General features: G+C 69.2%; 21 protein-coding genes and 1 pseudogene. 14 read left to right on the top strand and 8 right to left on the bottom strand.

Features of this window, described 5'->3' with window-relative positions; all coding sequences use genetic code 11:
• Nucleotides 1–127: 127 nt before the first annotated feature.
• The gene (locus tag IEY95_RS02310; RefSeq protein ID WP_189184097.1) at nt 128–583 is read right to left on the bottom strand and encodes a VOC family protein; all 456 of its coding nucleotides are present in this window, start codon (nt 581–583) and stop codon (nt 128–130) included.
• Between the two features lie 194 nt (nt 584–777).
• On the opposite strand from IEY95_RS02310, the pseudogene IEY95_RS02305 reads away from it, so the two are divergent.
• Nucleotides 778–1821 (top strand): annotated as a pseudogene (locus tag IEY95_RS02305) (transposase); the annotation flags it as partial.
• Complete coding sequence (locus IEY95_RS51175) at nt 1758–2309, top strand: helix-turn-helix domain-containing protein (RefSeq protein WP_505992898.1); 552 nt, start codon at nt 1758–1760, stop codon at nt 2307–2309. The pseudogene IEY95_RS02305 and the gene IEY95_RS51175, both read left to right, overlap by 64 nt.
• Before the next feature lie 391 nt (nt 2310–2700).
• On the opposite strand, the gene IEY95_RS02290 is transcribed toward IEY95_RS51175, so the two are convergent.
• Nucleotides 2701–3429 (bottom strand): lysophospholipid acyltransferase family protein, encoded by a 729-nt coding sequence (locus IEY95_RS02290; protein WP_189184095.1) that lies wholly within the window; start codon nt 3427–3429, stop codon nt 2701–2703.
• Between the two features lie 186 nt (nt 3430–3615).
• Complete coding sequence (locus tag IEY95_RS02285; RefSeq protein ID WP_189184094.1) at nt 3616–4032, bottom strand: DUF4395 domain-containing protein; 417 nt, start codon at nt 4030–4032, stop codon at nt 3616–3618.
• Nucleotides 4033–4107: 75 nt separating this feature from the next.
• On the opposite strand from IEY95_RS02285, the gene IEY95_RS02280 reads away from it, so the two are divergent.
• The 4 genes from IEY95_RS02280 to IEY95_RS02265 all read left to right on the top strand — a co-directional run bounded on the left by IEY95_RS02280 (nt 4108) and on the right by IEY95_RS02265 (nt 7248).
• Nucleotides 4108–4521, top strand: coding sequence for a TlpA family protein disulfide reductase (locus IEY95_RS02280; protein WP_189184093.1), 414 nt, complete (start codon nt 4108–4110; stop codon nt 4519–4521).
• 207 nt (nt 4522–4728) lie between these two features.
• Nucleotides 4729–5238, top strand: a complete 510-nt coding sequence (locus IEY95_RS02275) for a flavin reductase family protein (RefSeq protein WP_189184092.1) — start codon at nt 4729–4731, stop codon at nt 5236–5238.
• Between the two features lie 206 nt (nt 5239–5444).
• Complete coding sequence (locus IEY95_RS02270) at nt 5445–6230, top strand: electron transfer flavoprotein subunit beta/FixA family protein (protein ID WP_189184091.1); 786 nt, start codon at nt 5445–5447, stop codon at nt 6228–6230.
• A gap of 55 nt (nt 6231–6285) precedes the next feature.
• Nucleotides 6286–7248, top strand: a complete 963-nt coding sequence (locus IEY95_RS02265; protein ID WP_189184090.1) for an electron transfer flavoprotein subunit alpha/FixB family protein — start codon at nt 6286–6288, stop codon at nt 7246–7248.
• A 53-nt stretch (nt 7249–7301) separates the two neighbouring features.
• On the opposite strand, the gene IEY95_RS02260 is transcribed toward IEY95_RS02265, so the two are convergent.
• Nucleotides 7302–8195, bottom strand: a complete 894-nt coding sequence (locus tag IEY95_RS02260) for an endonuclease/exonuclease/phosphatase family protein (RefSeq protein ID WP_229702515.1) — start codon at nt 8193–8195, stop codon at nt 7302–7304.
• 195 nt (nt 8196–8390) lie between these two features.
• Here IEY95_RS02260 and IEY95_RS02255 point away from each other — a divergent pair, with 195 nt between their 5' ends.
• Complete coding sequence (locus tag IEY95_RS02255; protein ID WP_189184089.1) at nt 8391–9695, top strand: DUF6986 family protein; 1305 nt, start codon at nt 8391–8393, stop codon at nt 9693–9695.
• 126 nt (nt 9696–9821) lie between these two features.
• Here IEY95_RS02255 and IEY95_RS02250 read toward each other — a convergent pair whose 3' ends face one another.
• Nucleotides 9822–10568, bottom strand: coding sequence for a hypothetical protein (locus IEY95_RS02250; RefSeq protein WP_189184088.1), 747 nt, complete (start codon nt 10566–10568; stop codon nt 9822–9824).
• Nucleotides 10569–10571: 3 nt separating this feature from the next.
• The gene (locus IEY95_RS02245) at nt 10572–11654 is read right to left on the bottom strand and encodes a LacI family DNA-binding transcriptional regulator (RefSeq protein ID WP_189184087.1); all 1083 of its coding nucleotides are present in this window, start codon (nt 11652–11654) and stop codon (nt 10572–10574) included.
• Between the two features lie 147 nt (nt 11655–11801).
• On the opposite strand from IEY95_RS02245, the gene IEY95_RS02240 reads away from it, so the two are divergent.
• A complete protein-coding gene (locus IEY95_RS02240) occupies nt 11802–12755 on the top strand; it encodes an ROK family protein (protein WP_189184086.1) in 954 nt (317 codons plus the stop codon).
• 359 nt (nt 12756–13114) lie between these two features.
• On the opposite strand, the gene IEY95_RS02235 is transcribed toward IEY95_RS02240, so the two are convergent.
• Nucleotides 13115–15136: an NPCBM/NEW2 domain-containing protein gene (locus tag IEY95_RS02235; protein WP_189184085.1), complete on the bottom strand. Its 2022-nt coding sequence runs from the start codon at nt 15134–15136 to the stop codon at nt 13115–13117.
• 266 nt (nt 15137–15402) lie between these two features.
• Between IEY95_RS02235 and IEY95_RS02230 the strand changes: the two genes are divergently transcribed.
• The 4 genes from IEY95_RS02230 to IEY95_RS02215 all read left to right on the top strand — a co-directional run bounded on the left by IEY95_RS02230 (nt 15403) and on the right by IEY95_RS02215 (nt 19751).
• Entirely contained in the window at nt 15403–16671 is a 1269-nt protein-coding gene (locus tag IEY95_RS02230; protein WP_189184612.1) for an ABC transporter substrate-binding protein, read from the top strand.
• A gap of 19 nt (nt 16672–16690) precedes the next feature.
• Nucleotides 16691–17605, top strand: coding sequence for a carbohydrate ABC transporter permease (locus tag IEY95_RS02225; RefSeq protein WP_189184084.1), 915 nt, complete (start codon nt 16691–16693; stop codon nt 17603–17605).
• The gene (locus tag IEY95_RS02220; protein WP_189184083.1) at nt 17602–18534 is read left to right on the top strand and encodes a carbohydrate ABC transporter permease; all 933 of its coding nucleotides are present in this window, start codon (nt 17602–17604) and stop codon (nt 18532–18534) included. The genes IEY95_RS02225 and IEY95_RS02220 overlap by 4 nt, the downstream gene beginning before the upstream one ends.
• A 302-nt stretch (nt 18535–18836) precedes the next feature.
• A complete protein-coding gene (locus IEY95_RS02215; RefSeq protein ID WP_189184082.1) occupies nt 18837–19751 on the top strand; it encodes a GNAT family N-acetyltransferase in 915 nt (304 codons plus the stop codon).
• 31 nt (nt 19752–19782) lie between these two features.
• On the opposite strand, the gene IEY95_RS50550 is transcribed toward IEY95_RS02215, so the two are convergent.
• Entirely contained in the window at nt 19783–19845 is a 63-nt protein-coding gene (locus IEY95_RS50550; RefSeq protein ID WP_373294429.1) for an excalibur calcium-binding domain-containing protein, read from the bottom strand.
• A 233-nt stretch (nt 19846–20078) separates the two neighbouring features.
• Between IEY95_RS50550 and IEY95_RS02205 the strand changes: the two genes are divergently transcribed.
• A complete protein-coding gene (locus IEY95_RS02205) occupies nt 20079–20273 on the top strand; it encodes a hypothetical protein (RefSeq protein WP_189184081.1) in 195 nt (64 codons plus the stop codon).
• A 131-nt stretch (nt 20274–20404) separates the two neighbouring features.
• Nucleotides 20405–21448, top strand: a complete 1044-nt coding sequence (locus tag IEY95_RS02200) for an NUDIX hydrolase (protein ID WP_189184611.1) — start codon at nt 20405–20407, stop codon at nt 21446–21448.
• Nucleotides 21449–21608 lie beyond the last annotated feature (160 nt).

The following is a 21608-nucleotide window of genomic DNA, read 5'->3' as shown; positions in this document are numbered from 1 at the left end:
AGGCTCAGCAGCCGCGCGGCCGCCGACCCAACTGCTCCTCCAGCGACCGCATCTGCGTCGTCACCGTCGGCTGGTGCTGGTCGCAGCCGTGAACGAGTGGCTGTGACCAGCACCGTCCCAATGGCCCTCAGACGACGTCGAATTCGTTGCCCTCGGGGTCCTGCATGGCGGCGGCGTAGAGCCCCATGTCCGGCTCATCCTTGATCTGCAGCATGGTGGCACCAGCTTTGACCAGCCGTTCCACCGTAGCCTTGACCCGCTGTGTGCGGGCGTCCAGTGGGACGTCACGGCCCCCACCGACCTTCAGGTCGAAGTGCCACCGGTTCTTGGCGACCTTCGGCTCCGGAACCTGCTGGAACCACACCCTCGGTCCACGTCCCGCGGGATCGATGATCGACTCCGGAATATCCCCGGCACCGGCTGGCAGGTCTGCCTCGGGCACCCCCACCGCCGCCCAGTAAGCACGCCACGTGGCGTGCCCGCCCGGCGGGGGCTCAGGCACGTAGCCCAGGGCCTCGGCCCAGAAAGTCACCATTCTCTGCGGATCGGAGCAGTCGATCGTCAGTTGCGCTGTCATCTCCATGCTCGGAGCATCCCAGGCAGGTCTGACAGCCGATCCACTTTCGCGACAGGCCCTAGCTTGATCTTTAACGTCCGGCGTCGAATGGTGTGTCGAACTTGATCACCGGTCCGGTAACCGCCGTACATGGAAGCGGCCTTCGGCTGAACATGTGCTCCGACCAAGGAACACACACGTCCAGCACGAAGGCCGTGAGGATGAGTCTGCTGCATCACGACGCCCGGCGAGAGGCGTTGGCACAACTGTCATGCTTCCGGGGGGAGTTCTATGCCTGTCTGACCGCTCGTTCGGACGCGTTGTTCGAGCTGGCTGATGCCGTTCTGTGCGGCGATGGGCCGGTGAGGTCGCCGGCCGAGCTGTCACTGGTGGGTGAACACCGCCGCGGCCATGGCGGGCTCTACGCGGCTGTGGCCCGTGGACGCATCGATGCCGGCCGGCTGCGGCGGGCACTGGCCGCAGTGCCGCTGCCGCGGGCTGCCGACGGCCGGCTGGTCCTGGCTGTCGATGTCACCTGCTGGCTGCGGCCCGACGCCCACACCTCACCGGAACGGATCCTGTGCCACACCTATGGCCGGGGCAAGGACCAGCACATCCCCATCCCCGGCTGGCCGTACTCGATCATCTGCGCGCTCGAGCCGGGCCGCAGCTCATGGACCGCACCGCTGGACGCACTGCGTCTGAGACCCGGGGACGACACCGCCACGGTCACCGCCCGGCAGTTGCGCGATCTGCTTCAGCGACTGATCACCGCGGGGCAGTGGCGGACGGGCGACCCCGACATCCTCATCGTCGCGGACGCCGGATACGACGCACCCCGCCTCGGCTTCCTCCTCAAAGACCTGCCGGTCCAGGTGCTGGCCAGGATGCGATCCGACCGCGTCCTGCGCAGGGCTGTCCCACCGCGGCTCCCGCACACCCAGGGCCGACCGCCCCGGCATGGCGGCGAGTTCGTCTTCGGGCAGCCTGACACCTGGGGCACCCCGGACACCGAAACGGTTGCCGACACACGTCTCTACGGCACCGCCAGGGCCCGTTCCTGGGACCGACTCCACCCCAAACTGACCCACCGCTCTTCCTGGGCAGCCGCCGACGGCACCCTCCCCATCGTCGAAGGGACGGTGATCCGCCTGGACATCGGCCACCTGCCCAGCGGAGCAACACCGAAGCCGGTCTGGCTGTGGTGGTCCGGCACCAACGCCACTCCGGCGGACGCCGACCGTCTCTGGCAGGCATACCTGCGACTGTGGAACGGGGTGCGCTGGAGGGGTGGGTGCGGCGCCGTTCCACGCCGCAGGCGTGGGCTTTGCGGTGCCGGATCATCCTGGCGTGCGCGAGCGGGGCGTCCAATAAGGATGTGGCCGCCCAACTCGGCTCGACACCCCATGCGGTGGGACGCTGGCGGGCTCGGTGTATCGAGCACCGGATCGCCGGCCTGGGCGACATGCCACGGTCCGGCGGACCCAGGACGGTCACCGACGAGCAGGTCGCCGCCGTGGTCACCAGGACACTGGAGAGCACCCCGAAGAACGCAACTCACTGGTCGACGAGGGCAATGGCCACGCCACGGGCGCAGGACACATACGCCTCGCGCAGCCCCGCAATCACTGATTCCGGCGCGTCGGTGAGTCGGGCGGCGAGCAGCTCGTGCACCACGGCCTGGCCGTCGTCGCAGCGCAGGAACTCCTCGACCGGCCGCGCGGGGCCGTGGCCCCGCGCGGGCACGAGCTGACAGGTGTCGAACCAGCGGAGCAGGGCCTGGCCCCGGCCGCCCGTACTCGCCGACGCGCGCCGCAGCCACCGGGCCGTTGCGGTGACGGCTTCCACGATCACGCCGGCCGCGACTTCTGCCAGCACGGAACTCGGGCCCCCTTCCCCGGACTTCCGCTCGATACGGGAAGGTATCCGTCGGCTGACGGAGCGTCCAGACGGCGTAGAGCGCGGCCGGAGGGCGTGGAGAAGTGGAAAAGAGGTCCACGCCCCGGCTTCGCTTCAGTAGCGTCCGGCCGCCCTGGAACGGCGATTCCGCGCGCGCCGCCGCGCCTTAGTCATCATGCGGCGCGCGCTCGGCCGCCCCAGGAGTGACGATTCAGCGCGTCCCCGGCCGGGCCGGAGGCGACGATTCAGCGGGCCTCGGCCGCCTTCACCTCTTCGGGAGTCGGCGCCGTGCCACCGAGGTGGGCGGGCATCCACCAGGTGTCCTCCGGACCCTTGGGCCGTACGGGATAGGCGCGCTGCGCGGCCTCCAGGAGCTCCTGGACGCGCTCGCGCAGACGCCGCGTGATGGCGCCCGCGTACTGGTCCTGCGGCGCCTCCACCGGCCCGCCGACCCGGACGGTGATCGGGGTGTGGCTGCGCTTGAAGTTGCGCGGGTGCCCCTTGGTCCACAGCCGCTGGGTGCCCCACAGGGCGATCGGGATCAGCGGGACGCCGGCCTCCTGGGCCATGCGCGCGGCACCCGACTTGAAGCTCTTCAAGGTGAAGGACTGCGAGATGGTCGCCTCGGGGAAGACGCCGACGATCTCGCCGGAGCGCAGCGACTCCAGCGCGTGCTGGTACGCCGTCTCACCCTGCTTGCGGTCCACGGGGATGTGCTTCATGCCGCGCATCAGCGGACCGGAGACCTTGTGCCGGAAGACCGACTCCTTCGCCATGAAGCGCACCAGACGCTTCTGCGGCAGGGCGGCCAGACCATCGAAGATGAAGTCCAGATAGCTGATGTGATTGCTCACCAGCACGGCGCCGCCCGAGCGCGGAATGTTCTCCGATCCCTTGCAGTCGATCTTGAGGTCCCAGGCCCTGAACAACGTTTGGGCGAGACCGACGACGGGACGGTAGACAAGCTCTGCCATGGACGGAGTGGACCCTTCTCTCTGCCTGGGAAGGGGTCTCCCGGCGGGAAAGTTACGCAGCCGTAGGTTTACGGCATTGGGCAGATCGTGCCCGAAGAACGGACGGGGGGCCAGTCCTGGTGCCGCAGAGCGGCGAGATCCTCGTCACGTCCATCACTTGATCCACCTCGGACTTTTAACCCGCCTTTACTCCGGACGTACCGTCATGCGGCGTACGACCAGGTACAACTCGCATCCCAAGCAGTACCCGAACGCCGCATTGAGGAACGCCGCGGCGAGCGCGCAACCGGTCGCGGCGAGCCCCAGCCACTGCGGTCCCGCGGTGTAGCCGATCAGCCCCACCACCGCGAAGACGAGTCCTACCGCCTGCGCGAACTGCGGCGGTTCGGGCGCCTCGAACTCCGTCGGCGGCCCCAGACGGGGGCGCACGACCTTCCGGAACAGCCAGCCGTACGGAGAGCGCGCCACCCCGCCCGCCGCGCCCAGCGCGAACGCCAGCACCTGCCAGGCCAGTAGCCAGGCGCTTCCGCTGATCAGCACGACCGCCAGTACGACGGTCGTCACCGCCGCACCGAATCGCGGGCCCCTCACATCGATGTCCATGAATCAAGCATTCCGCATGAGGGGGGATCCGTGGAGTCGGGAATCTTTGCGGTCTCGTGAATGCTTGTGCAGAGGATGACCGGACTTGTGGTGTGCGTGGTGGTGCTCGCGCTGGCGAGCGCGTACGGAGTGCTGCATCAGCGGCGGAGCGGGAGGGTGAGAGTGCGCGGGCGCGACGGCGGAAAGCGGCTCGGCGCGGCGGAGTTGGGGGAGGGGCTCGGTGAACGGGCCACGCTCGTCCAGTTCTCCAGTGCCTTCTGCGCCCCGTGCCGGGCGACACGCAGGGTCCTCGGCGAGGTGGCCGAGATGGTCCCGGGCGTGACCCACATCGAGATCGACGCCGAGGACCGCCTGGAACTCGTCCGCGAACTCGACATCTTGAAGACCCCGACCGTGCTGGTGCTCGACGCGGAGGGCCGGGTCGTACGCCGCGCCACCGGTCAGCCGCGCAAGGCGGATGTGATCGCCGCGTTGGGGGAGGCCGTATGAGACCGCGGCGATCTTGGTGACGCATCTCCCAGATCCTGGGACGCACTTGACTGCACCCACCACCTATCGTCAGCCTGACCGTATGCCCCCGGAACTCCTTCTCTTCGAGCGTGTCCACGTGGACCTGGCCCGCACCGCGAGTGCGCGGTGTCCGGGCTGTTGAGCAGCCACGGATCCGCTCGTCATTCCACCCAGAAGGACAACTCCATGACGGCCACGCCCGACCTCGGCACTCCCCAGCTAGCCTCTCCGGACCTGCTGCGCTCCGTCTTCCGGCGGCACGCCGCCGGTGTCGCCGTGATCACGGTTCCCGGCGGCGGGGGCCCCGTCGGCTTCACCGCCACCTCGCTCACCTCGGTCTCCGCCGAGCCCCCCGTCGTCTCCTTCGGCATCGGTGTCGGCGCCTCCAGCTGGCCCGCGATTTCCGAGTCCGACCACGTCGGCGTCCACATACTCGGCGAACACCAGCAGGAGCTGGCCGCCACTTTCGCCAGGAGCGGGGCCGACCGCTTCGGCGCGCCCACCCGATGGCGTAAGGGGCCCGAGGGAGTTCCCGTCCTCGACGACGTGCTCGCGTGGCTCGTCTGCAGGGTCGTCGCACGCGTGCCCGCGGGCGATCACCGCATCGTGCTGGCCGAGGTCGTCCTGGGCGATCCCACGGGCGCGGGCCGCCCGCTCCTGTACCACCAGGGGCGCTTCAACGGCCTGCGTGACTGAAGCTACTCGCCGGTCCTACCCGTCGGTTACGCAGCGTTGCCAAGGTCACAGTTCAAAGCGCTTGCTTAGTGGGCATTCAATGGATGTACTGACGAGTAATATTTCGTTCGGAGCGCGGGTCGCCCCGACCGGGATCGGCCGCTTCAGGCGCCTATGCTGCCTGAAAGAAGGCAGCCCAGAAATGACGATGCAGTAGGAGAGCCGGCGTGAGCTTGAGGATCGTTGTCACTGTGAAGTACGTGCCCGACGCCACTGGCGACCGGCACTTCGCCGATGACCTGACCGTCGACCGTGACGACGTGGACGGTCTGCTCTCGGAGCTCGACGAATACGCGGTGGAGCAGGCGCTGCAGATCGCCGAGGACGCCGACGACGCCGAGATCACCGTGCTGACCGTCGGCCCGGAGGACGCCAAGGACGCGCTGCGCAAGGCGCTTTCCATGGGCGCGGACAAGGCCATCCACGTCGAGGACGACGACCTGCACGGCACGGACGTCATCGGTACGTCGCTGGTGCTGGCGAAGGCGATCGAGAAGGCCGGGTACGACCTGGTCATCTCCGGCATGGCCTCCACGGACGGCACCGCCGGTGTGGTCCCCGCGCTGCTGGCCGAGCGCCTGGGCGTCCCGCAGGTCACGCTGCTCTCCGAGGTCTCCGTCGAGGACGGCGTCGTCAAGGGCCGCCGTGACGGTGACTCCGCCTCGGAGCAGCTGGAGGCTTCCCTTCCGGCCGTCGTGTCGGTCACCGACCAGTCGGGTGAGGCGCGTTACCCCTCCTTCAAGGGCATCATGGCCGCCAAGAAGAAGCCGGTGGAGTCCTGGGACCTGGAGGACCTGGAGATCGAGGCGGACGAGGTCGGTCTCGAGGGCGCCTGGACCAAGGTGGACTCCGCGGCCCAGCGCCCGGCGCGCACCGCCGGCACGATCGTCAAGGACGAGGGCGAGGGCGGCAAGCAGCTCGCTGAGTTCCTCGCGGGCCAGAAGTTCATCTAAGGCCCACCCCGCTTACCGACCCTCAGACTTCGAAAGCACGCAGGAGAGCATTCCCATGGCTGAAGTTCTCGTCTACGTCGACCACGTGGACGGTGCCGTCCGCAAGCCCACCCTCGAGCTGCTGACGCTGGCCCGTCGCATCGGCGAGCCCGTCGCCGTCGCCCTCGGCTCCGGTGCCGAGAACACCGCCGCCGCGCTCGCCGAGCACGGTGCGGTGAAGGTCCTCACGCACGACGCCGCCGAGTACGCCGACTACCTGGTCGTCCCGAAGGTGGACGCCCTGCAGGCCGCGTACGAGGCCGTCTCCCCGGCCGCCGTGCTGGTGCCGTCCTCCGCCGAGGGCAAGGAGATCGCGGCCCGCCTCGCGGTCCGTATCGGCTCCGGCATCATCACCGACGCCGTCGACCTGGAGGCCGGCGACGAGGGCCCGGTGGCCACGCAGTCCGCGTTCGCCGCCTCCTTCACCACCAAGTCCCGTGTTGCCAAGGGCACCCCGGTCATCACGGTCAAGCCGAACTCGGCTCCCGTGGAGGCCGCCCCGGCCGCCGGCGCCGTCGAGGCCCTCGCGGTCTCCTTCTCCGAGAAGGCCACCGGCACCAAGGTCACCGCACGCACCCCGCGCGAGTCGACCGGTCGCCCCGAGCTGACCGAGGCCGCGATCGTGGTCTCCGGCGGCCGTGGTGTCAACGGCGCCGAGAACTTCTCGATCATCGAGGCGCTGGCCGACTCCCTCGGTGCCGCCGTCGGCGCCTCGCGCGCCGCGGTCGACGCCGGCTGGTACCCGCACTCCAACCAGGTCGGCCAGACCGGTAAGTCCGTGTCCCCGCAGCTGTACATCGCCTCCGGCATCTCCGGCGCGATCCAGCACCGCGCCGGCATGCAGACGTCGAAGACGATCGTGGCGATCAACAAGGACGCCGAGGCCCCGATCTTCGACCTGGTCGACTACGGCGTGGTCGGCGACCTCTTCGAGGTCGTCCCGCAGCTGACCGAGGAGATCAAGTCCCGCAAGGGCTGAGCATCCCCGAGGCACGAGGCCCCTGTGACCGTCGCGGTCACGGGGGCCTCGGCTCATCCCAGGGTCAGCGTGGCCTGCACAGGCAGGTGGTCGCTCGGGAACTGACCCTTCAGGGCGTACGTGTTGATCGCCGCCCGGTGTGCGGTCACGCCCGGCGTGGCGAGGATCCAGTCGATCCGGTCGCCGTCCGGCACCAGCGGCTTGTAGCCATGGAAGGTGGAGTACAGCGGGCCGCGCTCGGCCGCCGTGTCCCAGGTGTCGACGAGACCGGCGCCCAGCATCGTGTCGTAGACCGGATTCCTGTGGGCCGCGACATTGAAGTCGCCGGTCGCGAGCAGCGGCAGGGACCGGTCGAGCCCGGCGATCCGCTCGCCGATCAGGGCGGCGCCACGCGCGCGTGCGTTCTGACTCGCGCTGTCCAGGTGGGTGTTGAGGAAGTAGAACTCCCGCTCCCCGTCGCGGAGATCACGGAAGCGGACCCAGGTGACCATGCGGATGCAGACGCCGCCCCAGGTGTTCGAGCCGATCACCTCGGGGGTGTCGGAGAGCCAGAAGTGGTCGTACTCCGCCGGTGCGAGGCGGCGGGTGTCGTAGAAGACCGCCACGAACTCGTCGCGGCTGCCGCCCCCGCGGCCGGTGCCGATCCATTCGTAATGCGGTCCGAGATCGGTCCCGACGTCGCGGACCTGCTGGTAGAGCCCCTCCTGGGTGCCTAAGATATGCGGCCGCTCCCGGCGCAGCAACTCGCGCATGACAGGGCGGCGCACCTTCCAGCTGTTGGGTTCCGCGCTGCTCGCGTAGCGGAGATTGAAGGTCATGACGTCCAGGCGGCGGGCGCCTTGACGGGCGGCGGAGGTCTGCGCCGTACTGAGCAGGGGCATGGCGATCGCGGCGGCCGCCGCGGTCCTGAGCCCCCTGCGCCGGGTCACTCTGGTGGAGTTCGACACGTGTGCTCCTTCGGTCGCGAGTCAGGATGAAGGGTGTGCACCGCAGTGTGGAAGAAGGAACAGAGACAAGTGTGAAAGGGCCGGGGCATCGGGGTGTCCCGCGATCCAAGAGGGTGTTGACCGGCGGGAAGGTCCCCAGATAACTTCATTCTACGGATTGTTGATTCCGTACTGCGGAAAAGTGGAGGGTGTGGGATGGGTCAGGGTCAGCAGGAGAAGGTGGCGACGAGCCTCGCGGGCGCCGTCAGCGAGGAGATCAGCGCCTCCCTCGCCCCGGTCGACGCCGAACTGGAGCGCCGCTACCCCGGAGACCCCGGCACCCGGCAGCCCGTCCACACCGTGTACGTCCCCGGTGATGTGTTCGCCGCCGACACCATCCGCTCCTGGGGCGACCAGGCCCTTGCCACCCTCGACGAGCACGCCCCGGACGCCGCCTCCTTCGCCGCCGTCCTGGGCCTCACCGACGAGCTCGCCCAGCCCGTCTACGACCGCGTACGGGCCAAGCTGGAGCGCGAACCCATCGAGGACCTGCGCGTCGACTTCGAGGACGGCTACGGACCGCGCCCGGACGCCGAGGAGGACGAGACGGCGGCGCGCGCGGCCCGGTTGATCGCCGAGGCGTACCAGAACGGCACGGCGGCCCCGTACATGGGCATCCGCATGAAGTGCATGGAGGCGCCGGTACGCGAACGGGGCATCCGCACGCTCGACATCTTCCTCACCGGTCTGATGGCGGCCGGCGGCCTGCCCGACGGGCTCGTGCTGACACTGCCGAAGGTGACGTACGCGGAGCAGGTCACCGCGATGGTCCGGCTCCTGGAGGAGTTCGAGAAGGCGCGCGGCCTGGAGCCCGGCCGGATCGGCTTCGAGATCCAGATCGAGACCAGCCAGTCCATCCTCGCCACCGACGGCACCGCGACCGTGGCCCGGATGATCCAGGCCGCCGAGGGCCGCGCCACCGGTCTGCACTACGGCACCTTCGACTACAGCGCCTGCCTCGGCGTCTCCGCCGCCTACCAGGCCAGCGACCACCCCGCCGCCGACCACGCCAAGGCGATCATGCAGGTCGCGGCCGCGGGCACCGGCGTACGTGTCTCCGACGGCTCCACGAACGTTCTGCCGGTCGGCCCGACCGAGAAGGTCCACGACGCCTGGCGGCTGCACTACGGCCTCACGCGCCGTGCCCTGGCCCGCGCCTACTACCAGGGCTGGGACATGCACCCCGGCCACATCCCCACCCGCTACGCCGCCGTCTTCGCCTTCTACCGCGAGGGCTTCGAACAGGCCGCCGCCCGCCTCGCCCGCTACGCCGCCCACGCCGGCGGTGACGTCATGGATGAGCCCGCCACCGCCAAGGCCCTCAGCGGCTACCTCCTGCGCGGCCTGGACTGTGGCGCCCTGGACATCGCGGAGGTCGCGAGGGTGACGGGCCTGACACGAGCGGACTTGGAGGGCTTCGCGAGCCCGAGGCGGGGAGACCTGACCATCTCGGGGAAGTAGCGCCCCGAGATCTCGGGGAAGCAGCGGGCGCCCTGAAAGGGGCCGCGGGGTTGTGACGTTGTGCGGCTCCGCCGCGTGGGCGCGACCGGCCACGGACGACCCGCACCTCGAAGCCGGAGCGAACGCCTAAACGCATCCCTCGAGGCCGGAGGCCATGGTGAGCCGCTCCTCGGCGAACAGCCGGGTCCCCCGCTCGCACAGCCCCCTGTCGAAGCGCGCCCGGGCGCAGAACTCCTCGGGCGTCCGCCCGAACAGCTCCCGCAGACGCGGTGATCCGGCGAGGAGCGAGACGAGCAGCGCATGCTCGCCGGGGTGCGCCCGGGGCACCCCGGCACCGTCGTGAAGCACCCCACGCCGGTTGACGTAGATGTACGCACCGGGCAGCAGCTCGCCGGACTCCAGCTCGATCCGGACGTCGGACGACGGAAGCCGGGCCCGGTCGTACGCCCCGGTCGCCGAGGAAACCCCCTCGCTCCTGTCGATTGCGGCGAGCTGCTCCGAGTCGAGCCAGGTGACGAACAACTCGCTGACCGCGCCCGGCGCATGGAACGGCGACGCGGACACGTACCCCATGAGGCTCACGTGGGCGGACACGCCGACGCCGATGCCGGCTACCCGCGCCTTCACCATCGGGATCGTGCCGGACACCTCGGACTCCGCCATCTTGTGCCGGAGTTGGCCGGGGCAGGCGTTGGAGCCGACGGCCACGACCGGGACACGGTCCTCGTACACCAGGCGTGTCAGGGGCAACAGCCGGTCCCCGTCGAGCAGTCCGGACTCCTCGGGCCAAGCGCCCGGATAGCTGAGCGGATGGTCGCGCGGCGCCTCGGCGAGGCCGAGGGCGTCGAGCGAACGGGGGTCCGGGGCGCCCATGGCTCAGCGCGCGGGCGGCAGTTCCCCCGAGCCGCGTGTGATCAGGCGCGTCGGGAGTTCGATGCGCTCCGGGGTGACGAGGTTGCCGTCGAGCTGACGGAAGAGCCGCTCGGCGGCGGTGCGGCCGAGAGCGGCGGCGTCCTGGGCGACAACGGTCACGCCGGGCTGGAGGAGGTCGGCGAGCTCGATGTCGTCGAAACCGACGAGGGCGACGGGGCGGCCGCGCTCGGCGATGACACGGACGACCGTGACGGTGACGCGGTTGTTGCCGGCGAAGATCGCGGTGACGGGGGAGGGGCCGGACAGCATGTCCTCGGCCGCCTTCCGCACCCGCTGCGGGTCGGTGACGCCGAGGGACATCCAGGCGTCCTCGACCGGTATGCCCGCGTCCTCCATGGCGGCTCGGTAGCCGCGCAGCCGCTCGGCGGCGGTGTGGATGCGGGGCATGTCGCCGATGAAGCCGATCCGGCGGTGGCCGTGGGCGATGAGGTGGGCGACACCGTCCCGGGCGCCGCCGAAGCTGTCCGACAGGACGACGTCGGCGTCGATCTTTCCGGCCGGCCGGTCCACGAAGACCGTGGCCACGCCGGCCTTTATCTCGGGCTCGAGGTAGCGGTGGTCGTCACCCGCCGGAATGACGACGAGCCCGTCCACGCGGCGCGCGCACAGGGCGAGGACGAGTTCCTGCTCGCGGTCGGGGTCCTCGGCGCTGGATCCGTTGATCAGCAGGGCTCCGTGGGCACGGGCCACCTCCTCGACCGCGCGGCTCAGCGGCCCGTAGAACGGGTCCGCGAGGTCCTCCAGGACGAGGCCGATGCTGGCGGTGCGGCCCTTGCGCAGGACCCGCGCGCTGTCGTTGCGTCGAAAGCCGAGCGCGTCGATGGCCTCCTGGACGCGGCGCTCGGTGTCCGGGGTGACCCCCGGCTCGCCGTTGACTACGCGCGAGACCGTCTTGAGGCCGACTCCCGCACGTGCCGCTACGTCCTTCATGGTCGGACGGTTTCCGTAGCGGTTCTCGGATCGGCGGGCGGTCTCGGCCACGATGTGCTGTCCTGTCCTGTCGTCCACGGGGATGCGTCGGTCCATGGGGTTGTATGAGGATGTGGCGTCGAGCATAGAGCCTGGACAACGTTGTCAGATGCGGGAGAGACTGTCCACCGCAATCTCCGGCCTGCGCCCCACCGCGAGACCGGCCTGCCCCTTTCTCATGGTTCACAGGGAGACCTGACTCTGATGCACACCGACCTCGTGGCTGCGCTCGACATCGGCGGCACCAAGATCGCCGGAGCGCTGGTGGACGGCCACGGCCGGATCCTCCTGCGCGCGCAGCGCGCGACGCCCGCGCAGGAGGGCGGCGACACCGTGATGCGGGCCGTCGACGACGTGATCGGCGAGCTGACGGTCTCCCCGCTGTGGAACAGGGCGCGGGCCGTCGGCATCGGCAGCGCGGGCCCGGTGGACGCCTCCGCCGGCACGGTGAGCCCCGTGAATGTCCCGGGCTGGCGGGACTACCCGCTGGTCGAGCGGGTCCGCAAGGCCGCGGCAGGGCTGCCGGTCGAGCTGATCGGCGACGGCGTGGCCATCACGGCGGCCGAGCACTGGCAGGGCGCGGCCCGCGGCCACGACAACGCGCTGTGCATGGTGGTGTCCACGGGCGTGGGCGGCGGGCTGGTCCTGAACGGGCAGTTGCACCCCGGTCCCACCGGCAACGCCGGCCACATCGGGCACATCAGCGTCGACCTCGACGGCGACTCCTGCCCGTGCGGCTCCCGCGGCTGCGTCGAGCGCATCGCGAGCGGTCCGAACATCGCCCGCCGTGCGCTGGAGGGCGGCTGGCGGCCCGGCCCCGACGGCGACACCTCGGCCGCCGCGGTGGCCGAGGCCGCCCGCGCGGGCGACCCGGTGGCCGTGGCCTCTTTCGAACGGGCCGCTCAGGCGCTCGCGGCGGGCATCGCGGCCACGGCGACCCTCGTCGAGATCGACATAGCCGTCATCGGCGGGGGAGTGGGCAAGGCGGGCGACGTCCTGTTCGTGCCGCTGCGCGAGGCCCTGGCCACCTATGCGACGTTGTCCTTCGTACGGCGACTGACCGTGGCGCCCGCGCTGATGGGCACGGACGCCGGTCTGGTCGGCGCGGCCGCGGCCGCGCTCAGCAGGAACCCGAGCGCGACTGCGGCCGGCGTCTGAGCGGTCGGAGGCCCGGCCGGTGGGGCCCCCGCGGACCGCTCGGGGTGCACCGGGGCCCCCGCGGACCGCTCGGGGTGCGCCCCGCAGAGACCTGACCGACCTGTGGCCGACCGTCCGGGGCTGAACGCCTCAGCCCCGGACGGCAGAGATTCAGCCCCTCCGGTGCTTGCGGAGCGGGGTCTGGGACGCAGCCCCAGGTGCGGGACGGGTAGGGGTGGAGGGAGCGAAAACCCCACCCACCCTCACGGCAGTGGACCCCATACGTCCTGGATCGACCAAGGGCGCCAACGGATCCCCGCTTCCAACGGCCAGGACAGGAACCGTCGGGTCCGACCGACGGGAGTCCCGGCTCGGCGGCCTCAGCAACTCAGTTTCGCGTCCGCCCAGTCCGCGTGGTCCGAGTCGATCCCGTCGCCACCGTCGGTGACGACGAGTCGGACCACCTGGGCCCCCGTCACATCCGCCGTGATCGGCTGGGCCGGCATCGCGTTGGTGAGAACACCGGTCGAGGCGACCTTGGTCCCGTCCGCCCAGATCTCGAAGGCGACGGTGCCCTTGGCGCCCTTTTCGTCGTCGACGCCGACGTCCGCGGTGACCGTCTCGCACGCCTTGCCCGTGTAGTACTCGACGGCGCTCTCCGCGTGCACGCCGAGCCCCTTGGTGTATGCGACTCCGCCCAGAGTGATCGGATGACCGTCGCCCGCGGCGCTTTCACCATTGCTGGTGTTGCGTTCGACCGGTCCCCAGCCGTTGGTCGTCGACAGCCACGGCAGGTCACCGAGGGAGGAGACCCCGGAGGGTGGGGCCACGACCACGGACGCCTTCAGCGGCAGCACGCTCTCGGCGCGTACGCCGGTCGGTGAGCGGTAACTGGCCTTCAGCGTCAGGTCGTACGAGCCGGTGGCCGCGCCGGCGGGGGCGGTGACCTGCCACTGCGTACGCAGGGCGTGGCCCGTCGGCACCGTGCCGGTGCCCGTCGGCGACGTCGCCGCGACCGTCCAGCCCTCGGGGCCGCTCAGCGTCACGGAGACGCGCTTGGCGGGCGTCCGGCCGAGATCGGTGACCGTCGACGTCAGGGAGGCCGTCCTGCCCGCCTCGACCAACGGGCTGCCGTCCAGCCCGAGTTCGACGGCGGGCGGGTTCTTGGCCCACTGGGGGTCGACCGAGACCCGTACCAGCACGGTCCCGTGCGCGGGAACGGTCGCCGAGATGGTGCCCGCGGTGTTGTAGCCCTTGTGCCGCCACAGATCGCGCAGCGTGTAGGCGTCCGCCTCGGGCAGACCCACCGCCTGCGCGGTCGTGGCGATTCGCTGCGCGCTGCCCGTCTCGTTGAACAGCGCCACGGCCCGGCTGCCGTCCTTCATCTCCTTGGCGACGACCCAGCGTCCGCCCTCGGAGGAGAGCACAGTGCCCTGCTTGCCCAGTGGGTCCTGGTCGACCGCGATGACCTCCCTGTTGTCGAGGATGTCGAAGGTCGCGGCGGACGCCTTGCGCAGGTCGGAGCCGATCAGCAGCGGCGCCGCCATGATCGACCACATGGAGAAGTGCGAGCGGTACTCGGTGTCGGTCATGCCGCCGTTGCCGACCTCCAGCATGTCCGGGTCGTTCCAGTGCCCGGGGCCGGCGTGCGGGGCGAGGGGCAGGTTCTGCTTGAGGATCGACAGCATGGAGCCCCAACTGTCGCTGATGTCCCCGGTCGTACGCCACAGATGTCCGACGTCCGATGCCCATTCCCAGGGTTTGTTCTCGCCCCACTCGCAGATGCTGTAGACGATGGGGCGCCCGGTCGCCTTCAGGGCGTCACGCATTGTCGTGTACCGCAACTTGGCGTCCACGCCCTGGTTGTTGCAGTTGTCGTACTTGAGATAGTCGACACCCCAGTCGGCGAACTGCTGGGCATCGCTGTACTCGTGGCCGAGAGCGCCGGGGAATCCGGCGCTGTTGCACGTCTTCGTGCCCGCGCTGGTGTAGATGCCGAGCTTGAGCCCCTTGGCGTGCACATAGTCGGCGACTGCCTTGATTCCGCCCGGGAATCGCACCGGGTCGGGGACCAACTTGCCGTTCGCGTCCCGGGACGGCAGGGCCCAGCAGTCGTCCAGATTGACGTACTGGTACCCGGCCTCCTTGAGGCCCTTGTCGACGAAGAGGTCCGCGATGCCCTTGACCATGTCCTCGTTGAACTCGGCGCGGCAATGGGTGGAGTTCCAGTTGTTGAAGCCCATCGGCGGAGTGAGGGCGAGGCCGTCCGCCAACGTGGGGGAGGCGGGTTCCTGGGCGGGGGCGGCGAAGGCGGGCGTCATGAGCCCGGTCGTACACAACAGTCCTGCGGCTAGCGCTCCGACCACTCTTCGGCGGGTTGTGCGGGTGTGAAGGTGACGCATCGTTACGTTCCTCCGAACTCGCGAAAGGTTGGACGTCTACATGTCCGCGACAATGATGCGCGTTTACGGTAGGACCTGTCCGACTCTGTTGGAAGAGAAGTGGTAACGGTTGTTCGATATCTCGTCAGAACCCTTGACGGCACATCCGCTTGGGAGTGAGATCCAAGCCTCGCGTTCGGTTGTGTTGGGTGGCACCCCGAGGAGGGGACATGGCACAGTCATCGTTGAAGGGGCTCGTCGTGCCCGGAGGCACGACAGGACATCGGATGTCCCGGCGAAATCTCTTGCGTGGTGCGGCCGTCGGAGCGGGCGCGCTCACACTCCCCGCCCTGCTGTCCGCGTGCGGCGACGGACCCGGTGGAAACAAGAACGAAGTGACGGTGGGGTCCAACGCGTCGGACCCGGTCCCCAAGAAGGCCTACGCGGCGGCCTTCTCGGCGTACGAGAAGAAGTCGGGCAAGAAGGTCAAGGTCAACACCAAGGACCACAACGACTTCCAGGAGAACATCAACCGTTATCTCCAGGGCACGCCCGACGACGTCTTCATGTGGTTCGCCGGATATCGCATGCAGTACTTCGCGGAGAAGGGGCTGCTGCACGAGATCAGCGACGTGTGGAGCGGCTTCAGCGGATTCTCCGACGCGCTCAAGGAACAGTCCACGCACGCGGGCAAGCAGTACTTCGTCCCCTATTACTACTACCCGTGGGCCGTCTTCCACCGAAAGAGTCTCTTTCAGAGCAAGGGTTATCAACAGCCGAAGACCTGGGACGACTTCATCGCGCTCGCCAAGACGATGTCCAAGGAAGGCACTCCGGTCGCCTTCTGCGACAAGGACGGCTGGCCCGCGATGGGTACCTTCGACTACATCAACATGCGCCTGAACGGATACGACTTCCACAAGTCGCTGATGGCGGGCGACGAGTCGTGGACCGACACCAAGGTCAAGAAGGTCTTCGACACCTGGCGCGAACTCATGCCGTACTACCAGAAGGGCGCCCTCGGCCGTACCTGGGAGGAGGCCGGGCAGAGCCTCCAGCAGCGCAAGACCGGCATGGCGGTCTTCGGAATGCCGCACCCCGGCACCCAGTTCCCGGAGAGCGAACGCGACGACATCGACTTCTTCGCCTTCCCCGAGATCGACCCGCAGTACGCGCAGGACGCCGTGGAAGCCCCCATCGACGGCTTCCTCGTCGCCAAGAAGTCGAAGAACCTGGACGGCGCCAAGGCCCTGCTGAAATGGCTCGGCACGCCCAAGGCGGAGGACACCTACCTCGCGCTCGACCCCAACAACGTGGCGGTGAACGACGGCGCCGACACCTCCAAGTACAGCGCCCTGCAGAAGAAATCGGCCCAACTCGTCTCGGGCGCCAAGCAGATCTCACAGTTCATGGACCGCGACACCCGGCCCGACTTCGCCTCGACCGTGATGATCAAGGCGATCCAGGACTTCATCGGAAATCCGAAGGACGTCGACGGTCTCTGCAACAGCATCGAACGACAGAAGAAGACCATCTTCTCGTCGCCCGTCGGCTGAACCTGGGGGAAGACGTTCCGTGGCGCTTAACATCCCACGGCGCGCCGGACGGCGGCGGCTGCGGCGGTTCACCCGCCGCGACGTCGTCGTCCTCAGCGTGCTCCTCGGCATACCGATCCTGCTCGACATCGTCATCATCTGGGGCCCGACGCTGGCCTCCGTCGGACTGTCCTTCACCTCCTGGGACGGTGTCGGCGACATCCACTGGGTGGGCGGCGACAACTACAAGAACATGGTCGAGAACTACCCGGTCTTCTGGCCGGCCGTCCGCCACAACATCCTGTGGCTGCTCTTCCTCGGCCTGATCGCGACGCCGTTCGGCCTGTTCCTGGCGGTTCTCATCGACCGGGGCGTCCGCTTCAGCCGCTTCTACCAGTCGACGATCTACCTGCCGGTCGTGCTCTCGCTCGCCATCGTCGGCTTCATCGCGCAGCTGATCCTGGGCACCGACCAGGGCGTGGTCAACACGATCCTGAACAACCACGACGACCCCATCGACTGGCTCGGCGACTCGCACCTCAACCTCTGGATGATGATGATCGCGGCGAGCTGGCGGCACACGGGCTACGTCATGATCCTCTATCTGGCCGGACTCAAGTCCGTCGACCCGCAGTTGAAGGAGGCGGCGGCGATCGACGGCGCCAACGAGCGCCAGACCTTCTTCCGCGTCGTCTTCCCGACCCTGCGCCCCGTCAACGTCATCGTCGGCGTCATCACCGTCATCGAGGCGCTGCGCGCCTTCGACATCGTCTACGCGGTCAACAAGGGCCGAAACGGCCTGGAACTTCTCTCGGTCCTCATCACGGACAACATCATCGGCGAGGCCAGCCGCATCGGATTCGGCTCGGCGATCGCGGTCGTCCTGCTCACCGTCTCCCTGGGGTTCATCGTGACGTTCCTGGTCCAAGAGCTGCGAGGTGCGCGCGACCGATGACAGCCGACATCCGCGCCGGCGCGACCACCCGCCGTCCGGCTCCCACGACCACGGAGCGGCCCACGCCCCGCCGCGGGCCGCGCCCGGGCCGCTTCGGGGTGCACATCTTCCTGATGGGCGTCTCCCTGGCCTTCCTCGCGCCCCTCCTGCTCGCCGTCTACGCCTCGCTGCGCCCCTACGAGGAGACGGCGCAGCACGGCTACTTCTCCTTCCCCAGGCATCTGTCCTTCGAGTACTACCGCCGGGCCTACACCGAGTCGGGCATGGGCAAGTACTTCACCAACACGCTGCTCATCGCCGTGCCCGGCGTTCTGATCACCCTGTTCCTCGCCTCGTTCGTCGCCTTCGCGGTCTCCCGCCTGAAGCTGCGTGGCGGCCTGGTCCTGCTGATGTTCTTCACGGCGGGCAACCTGCTGCCCCAGCAGGTGATCGTGACCCCCTTGTACGTCCTCTTCAACAAGGTTCCGCTGCCCTGGTGGATGTCCGACTCACTCACGATGTACGACTCCTACTGGGCCGTCATCATCGTCAACATCGGCTTCCAGCTGGGATTCTGCGTCTTCGTGCTGGCCAACTTCATGCGGACGCTGCCGCAGGAGATCCTGGAGGCCGCCATCGTCGACGGTGCGGGCGTCTGGACCCAGTTCTGGCGCATCACGCTGCCCCTGTGCCGCCCCGCCCTCGCCGCCCTCGGAACCCTCGAATTCACCTGGATCTACAACGACTTCCTGTGGGCCCTGATCTTCATCTCCAACCCCGACAAGCTCCCGGTCACGTCATCCCTGAACAACCTCCGCGGCCAGTTCTTCACCGACTACAACCTGCTGGCCGCAGGCTCGGTCCTCGTCGCCCTCCCGACGATCCTGGTGTTCCTGCTGCTGCAACGGCACTTCATCGCGGGGCTGACGCTGGGGTCGACCAAGGGTTAGCGTCCGAGCTGCAAGAAAGCCGTGCTCGCGGGTGTCGCCGATTGAGCCCGCCGAGCGTGACGCTCCCGGCCTGTCCGGTCGGGGGCGTTGCCCTTTCGGCCCCTTGTCTGAGTCTCGCGCCCCTACAGCCAGGTTGGCTTCGGGGGCGCTCTGTTCACGCCACCACCGCGCCCGCCACCACCGCGTCCTCGGTCACATCGAAACCTCAACTCTCCCTCTGCACAACGAAGATCCAGGCATGCGAGAACGAGCAGTCGGACATCACCCGCTCAGGCCCATGACAACGTGGCTAGTGTGATCAGGTGACAGAATTCAGCATCCTCGGTGACAACACGGAATGGCAGAAGGACTTCGAGCGGCGGCTGCGCGCCGCGTACACGGCGTCCGGGCTCGGTGCGGCCGCGGTGGAGCCCATGCTCGAGGGGGTACGCGCCGGCATCGGCGACTGGACCGTCGCGGAGATCACCGACGCCGGGACCCGAGTGGGATACGTCGCTGTGGTCGTGGCCGACGACAACGGCGCGCTCGCGGGCCGTATCGGTGACCTCCGCGTCGACGCGCTCCACGCCGACCGGGGGCACGAGCAGGCCGCCCGGGACTGGGCCGAGGGATGGTGCGCGGAGCGCGGCGCACGCCGGCTGGACATACGGCTCATCGAGCCCGCCGGAGAGCTGTTCGACGGCTACCGCGTCCGCGGCCAGCTCCGGATGCGGCGCGTCAGTTCCCCGCCGCAACCGCTCGATGGCGTCACCGCACGGCCGATGACACAGGCCGAATATCCCGAGTGGCTCGCCTCCGAGAAGGTCGCCTACGTCGGCGACATCGTCCGGGCGGGAGCCCTGAGCCCCGAGGAGGCCATGCGCAAGTCCGACCGCGACTTCGCGAAGCTGATTCCCGAGGGCCTGGCGACGCCCGACAACACGTTCCTGGTGCTCGAGGCGGCGGGCGAGCGGATCGGCACCGGCTGGTTGAAGCACGGGTACCTCCCGGGGGCCACCTACGGCTACTCGCTGCACATCCAGGAGCAGCACCGCGGCAAAGGGTACGGGCGGGCCGCGATGGTGGCCGGCGAACAGGCAACGCTCGCAGCAGGTGACTCGGCGCTGATGTTCACCGTGTGGGGCGGCAACGAGGTGGCAATGAACCTGTACACGAGCGCCGGCTACCAAGTCGTGGAGGAAAGCCGTTCCCTTGGCCTTCCCCGCTCCGCGGCCTGACGCCGGGGTCGGGTCAAGGGCTGATTGGCCCTCACTCGCAACCGACGCCGTCCCCGTCCCGGTCGAGGTGCCGGCCCTGGCCGGGGTCTCCCACGCGTACGGGCGCGGCCCCCCGCCGCGCGGCCGACGTCGCAGTTCTCGTAGTACACGGCGCCCCCGCCGCTGTTGTCGTCGGTGCCGCCACCGCCCGCGGCGGGCCGCGCGGTGCCGCCACCGCCCGCGGCGAGCTGCGCGGTGACGGTGGCCCGTACGGTTTTCGTCGTGTGGGCGGTATGAAGGTGCGTGACCCACCCGTGACTCGTCGGTGGCTCCGTAGTTGAACCGGGCATGAAGAAGCGCAGCATGCTCGCCATCGCCTCCCTCGCCACCGGGTTCGTCGTCGCGGCGATCACCCCCTCCCACGCCGTCGACAGTGACGCCCTGGGCGATCTGCACGTCGACGACACGCTGAGCTCGGTCGATCACACGATCAGCAGCGACAGTCTGGCCGTGGACGACAAGGCACTGGGACAGAACGGCTGACGGGTTCGGACCACGGCGCCGGTGCCCCCGCGACGGGGCACCGGCGCCGCGCTGTCGGCGCCCTCATCAGGGCCTGGTTTCCGTGGCAGGGTGGAGCGGGCAAGCCACAGGGGGCCAACAGAAGAGGGGGAATCGTGATCGTCTGGATCAACGGTGCGTTCGGTGCGGGGAAGACCACCACCGCACGGGAACTGATCGAGCTGATCCCGAACAGCACGCTCTTCGACCCCGAGGTCATCGGCGGCGCACTCACGCACCTGCTGCCGGCCAAGCACCTCGCCGAGGTCGGCGACTTCCAGGACCTGCCGATCTGGCGACGCCTCGTCGTCGACACCGCGGCCGCCATGCTCGCCGAACTCGGTGGCGTCCTCGTGGTCCCGGTGACCCTGCTCCGCCAGGAGTACCGCGACGAGATCTTCGGCGGCCTCGCCGCGCGCCGGATCCCCGTACGGCATGTGCTCCTCGCCCCGGCGGAAACGATCCTGCGCGAGCGAATAGCCGGGCGCGAGGTGCCTCCGGACCTGCCCGACGGTGAGATGCGTGTGCGCCAGTGGTCCTACGACCACATCGAGCCGTATCGCGCCGCGCTCGCCTCCTGGCTCACCGCGGACGCCCACCCCGTGGACACCAGCGCGCTCACCCCGTACGACACCGCCCTGCGCATCGCCGATGCCGTACGCACCGGGGACGTACCTGTGTGCGACATCGTGCAGACCCCCGAACCCACCGCGGAGACCGTCGCCGCGGGTGTGCTCCTCTTCGACGACCAGGACCGGGTGCTGCTCGTCGATCCGACGTACAAGGCCGGCTGGGAATTTCCCGGAGGCGTCGTCGAACCCGGTGAGGCCCCCGCGCGCGCGGGCATGCGCGAGGTCGTCGAGGAGACCGGCATCACGCTCGACGAGGTGCCCCGCCTGCTCGTCGTCGACTGGGAGTCGCCGACGCCCCCCGGCTTCGGCGGCCTGCGTCTCCTGTTCGACGGCGGCCGACTCGACACGGCAGCGGTGAGCCGTCTGCTGCTGCCCGGACCCGAACTGCGCGACTGGCGCTTCGCCACCGAGCAGGAGGCGGCCGACCTGCTGCCGCCCGTGCGCTACGAACGGCTGCGCTGGGCCCTGCGGGCGCGCGAGCGCGGAGCGGCGCTCTACCTGGAAGCCGGCGTTCCGGTCGGCTGACGTCGTGACTTTGCCTGGTGTGTGGGCTTCCGAGAGGGAAGCGAAAGGGAACCGAGGGGCAAGCGAGGGGGAATCGACGCCATCCCGATATGGATCGGGAACTTACGACGGTATTTGACAGTCCTACCGTGAATGTGCAGCTCACCTCTGCGCGGCCCTG

Origin of the sequence: Streptomyces albiflavescens, assembly GCF_014645835.1 — a bacterium.
Classification (GTDB): domain Bacteria; phylum Actinomycetota; class Actinomycetes; order Streptomycetales; family Streptomycetaceae; genus Streptomyces; species Streptomyces albiflavescens.
The sequence above is the reverse complement of the archived record's forward strand: the minus strand, read 5'-3'. Positions and strand labels throughout refer to the sequence as shown.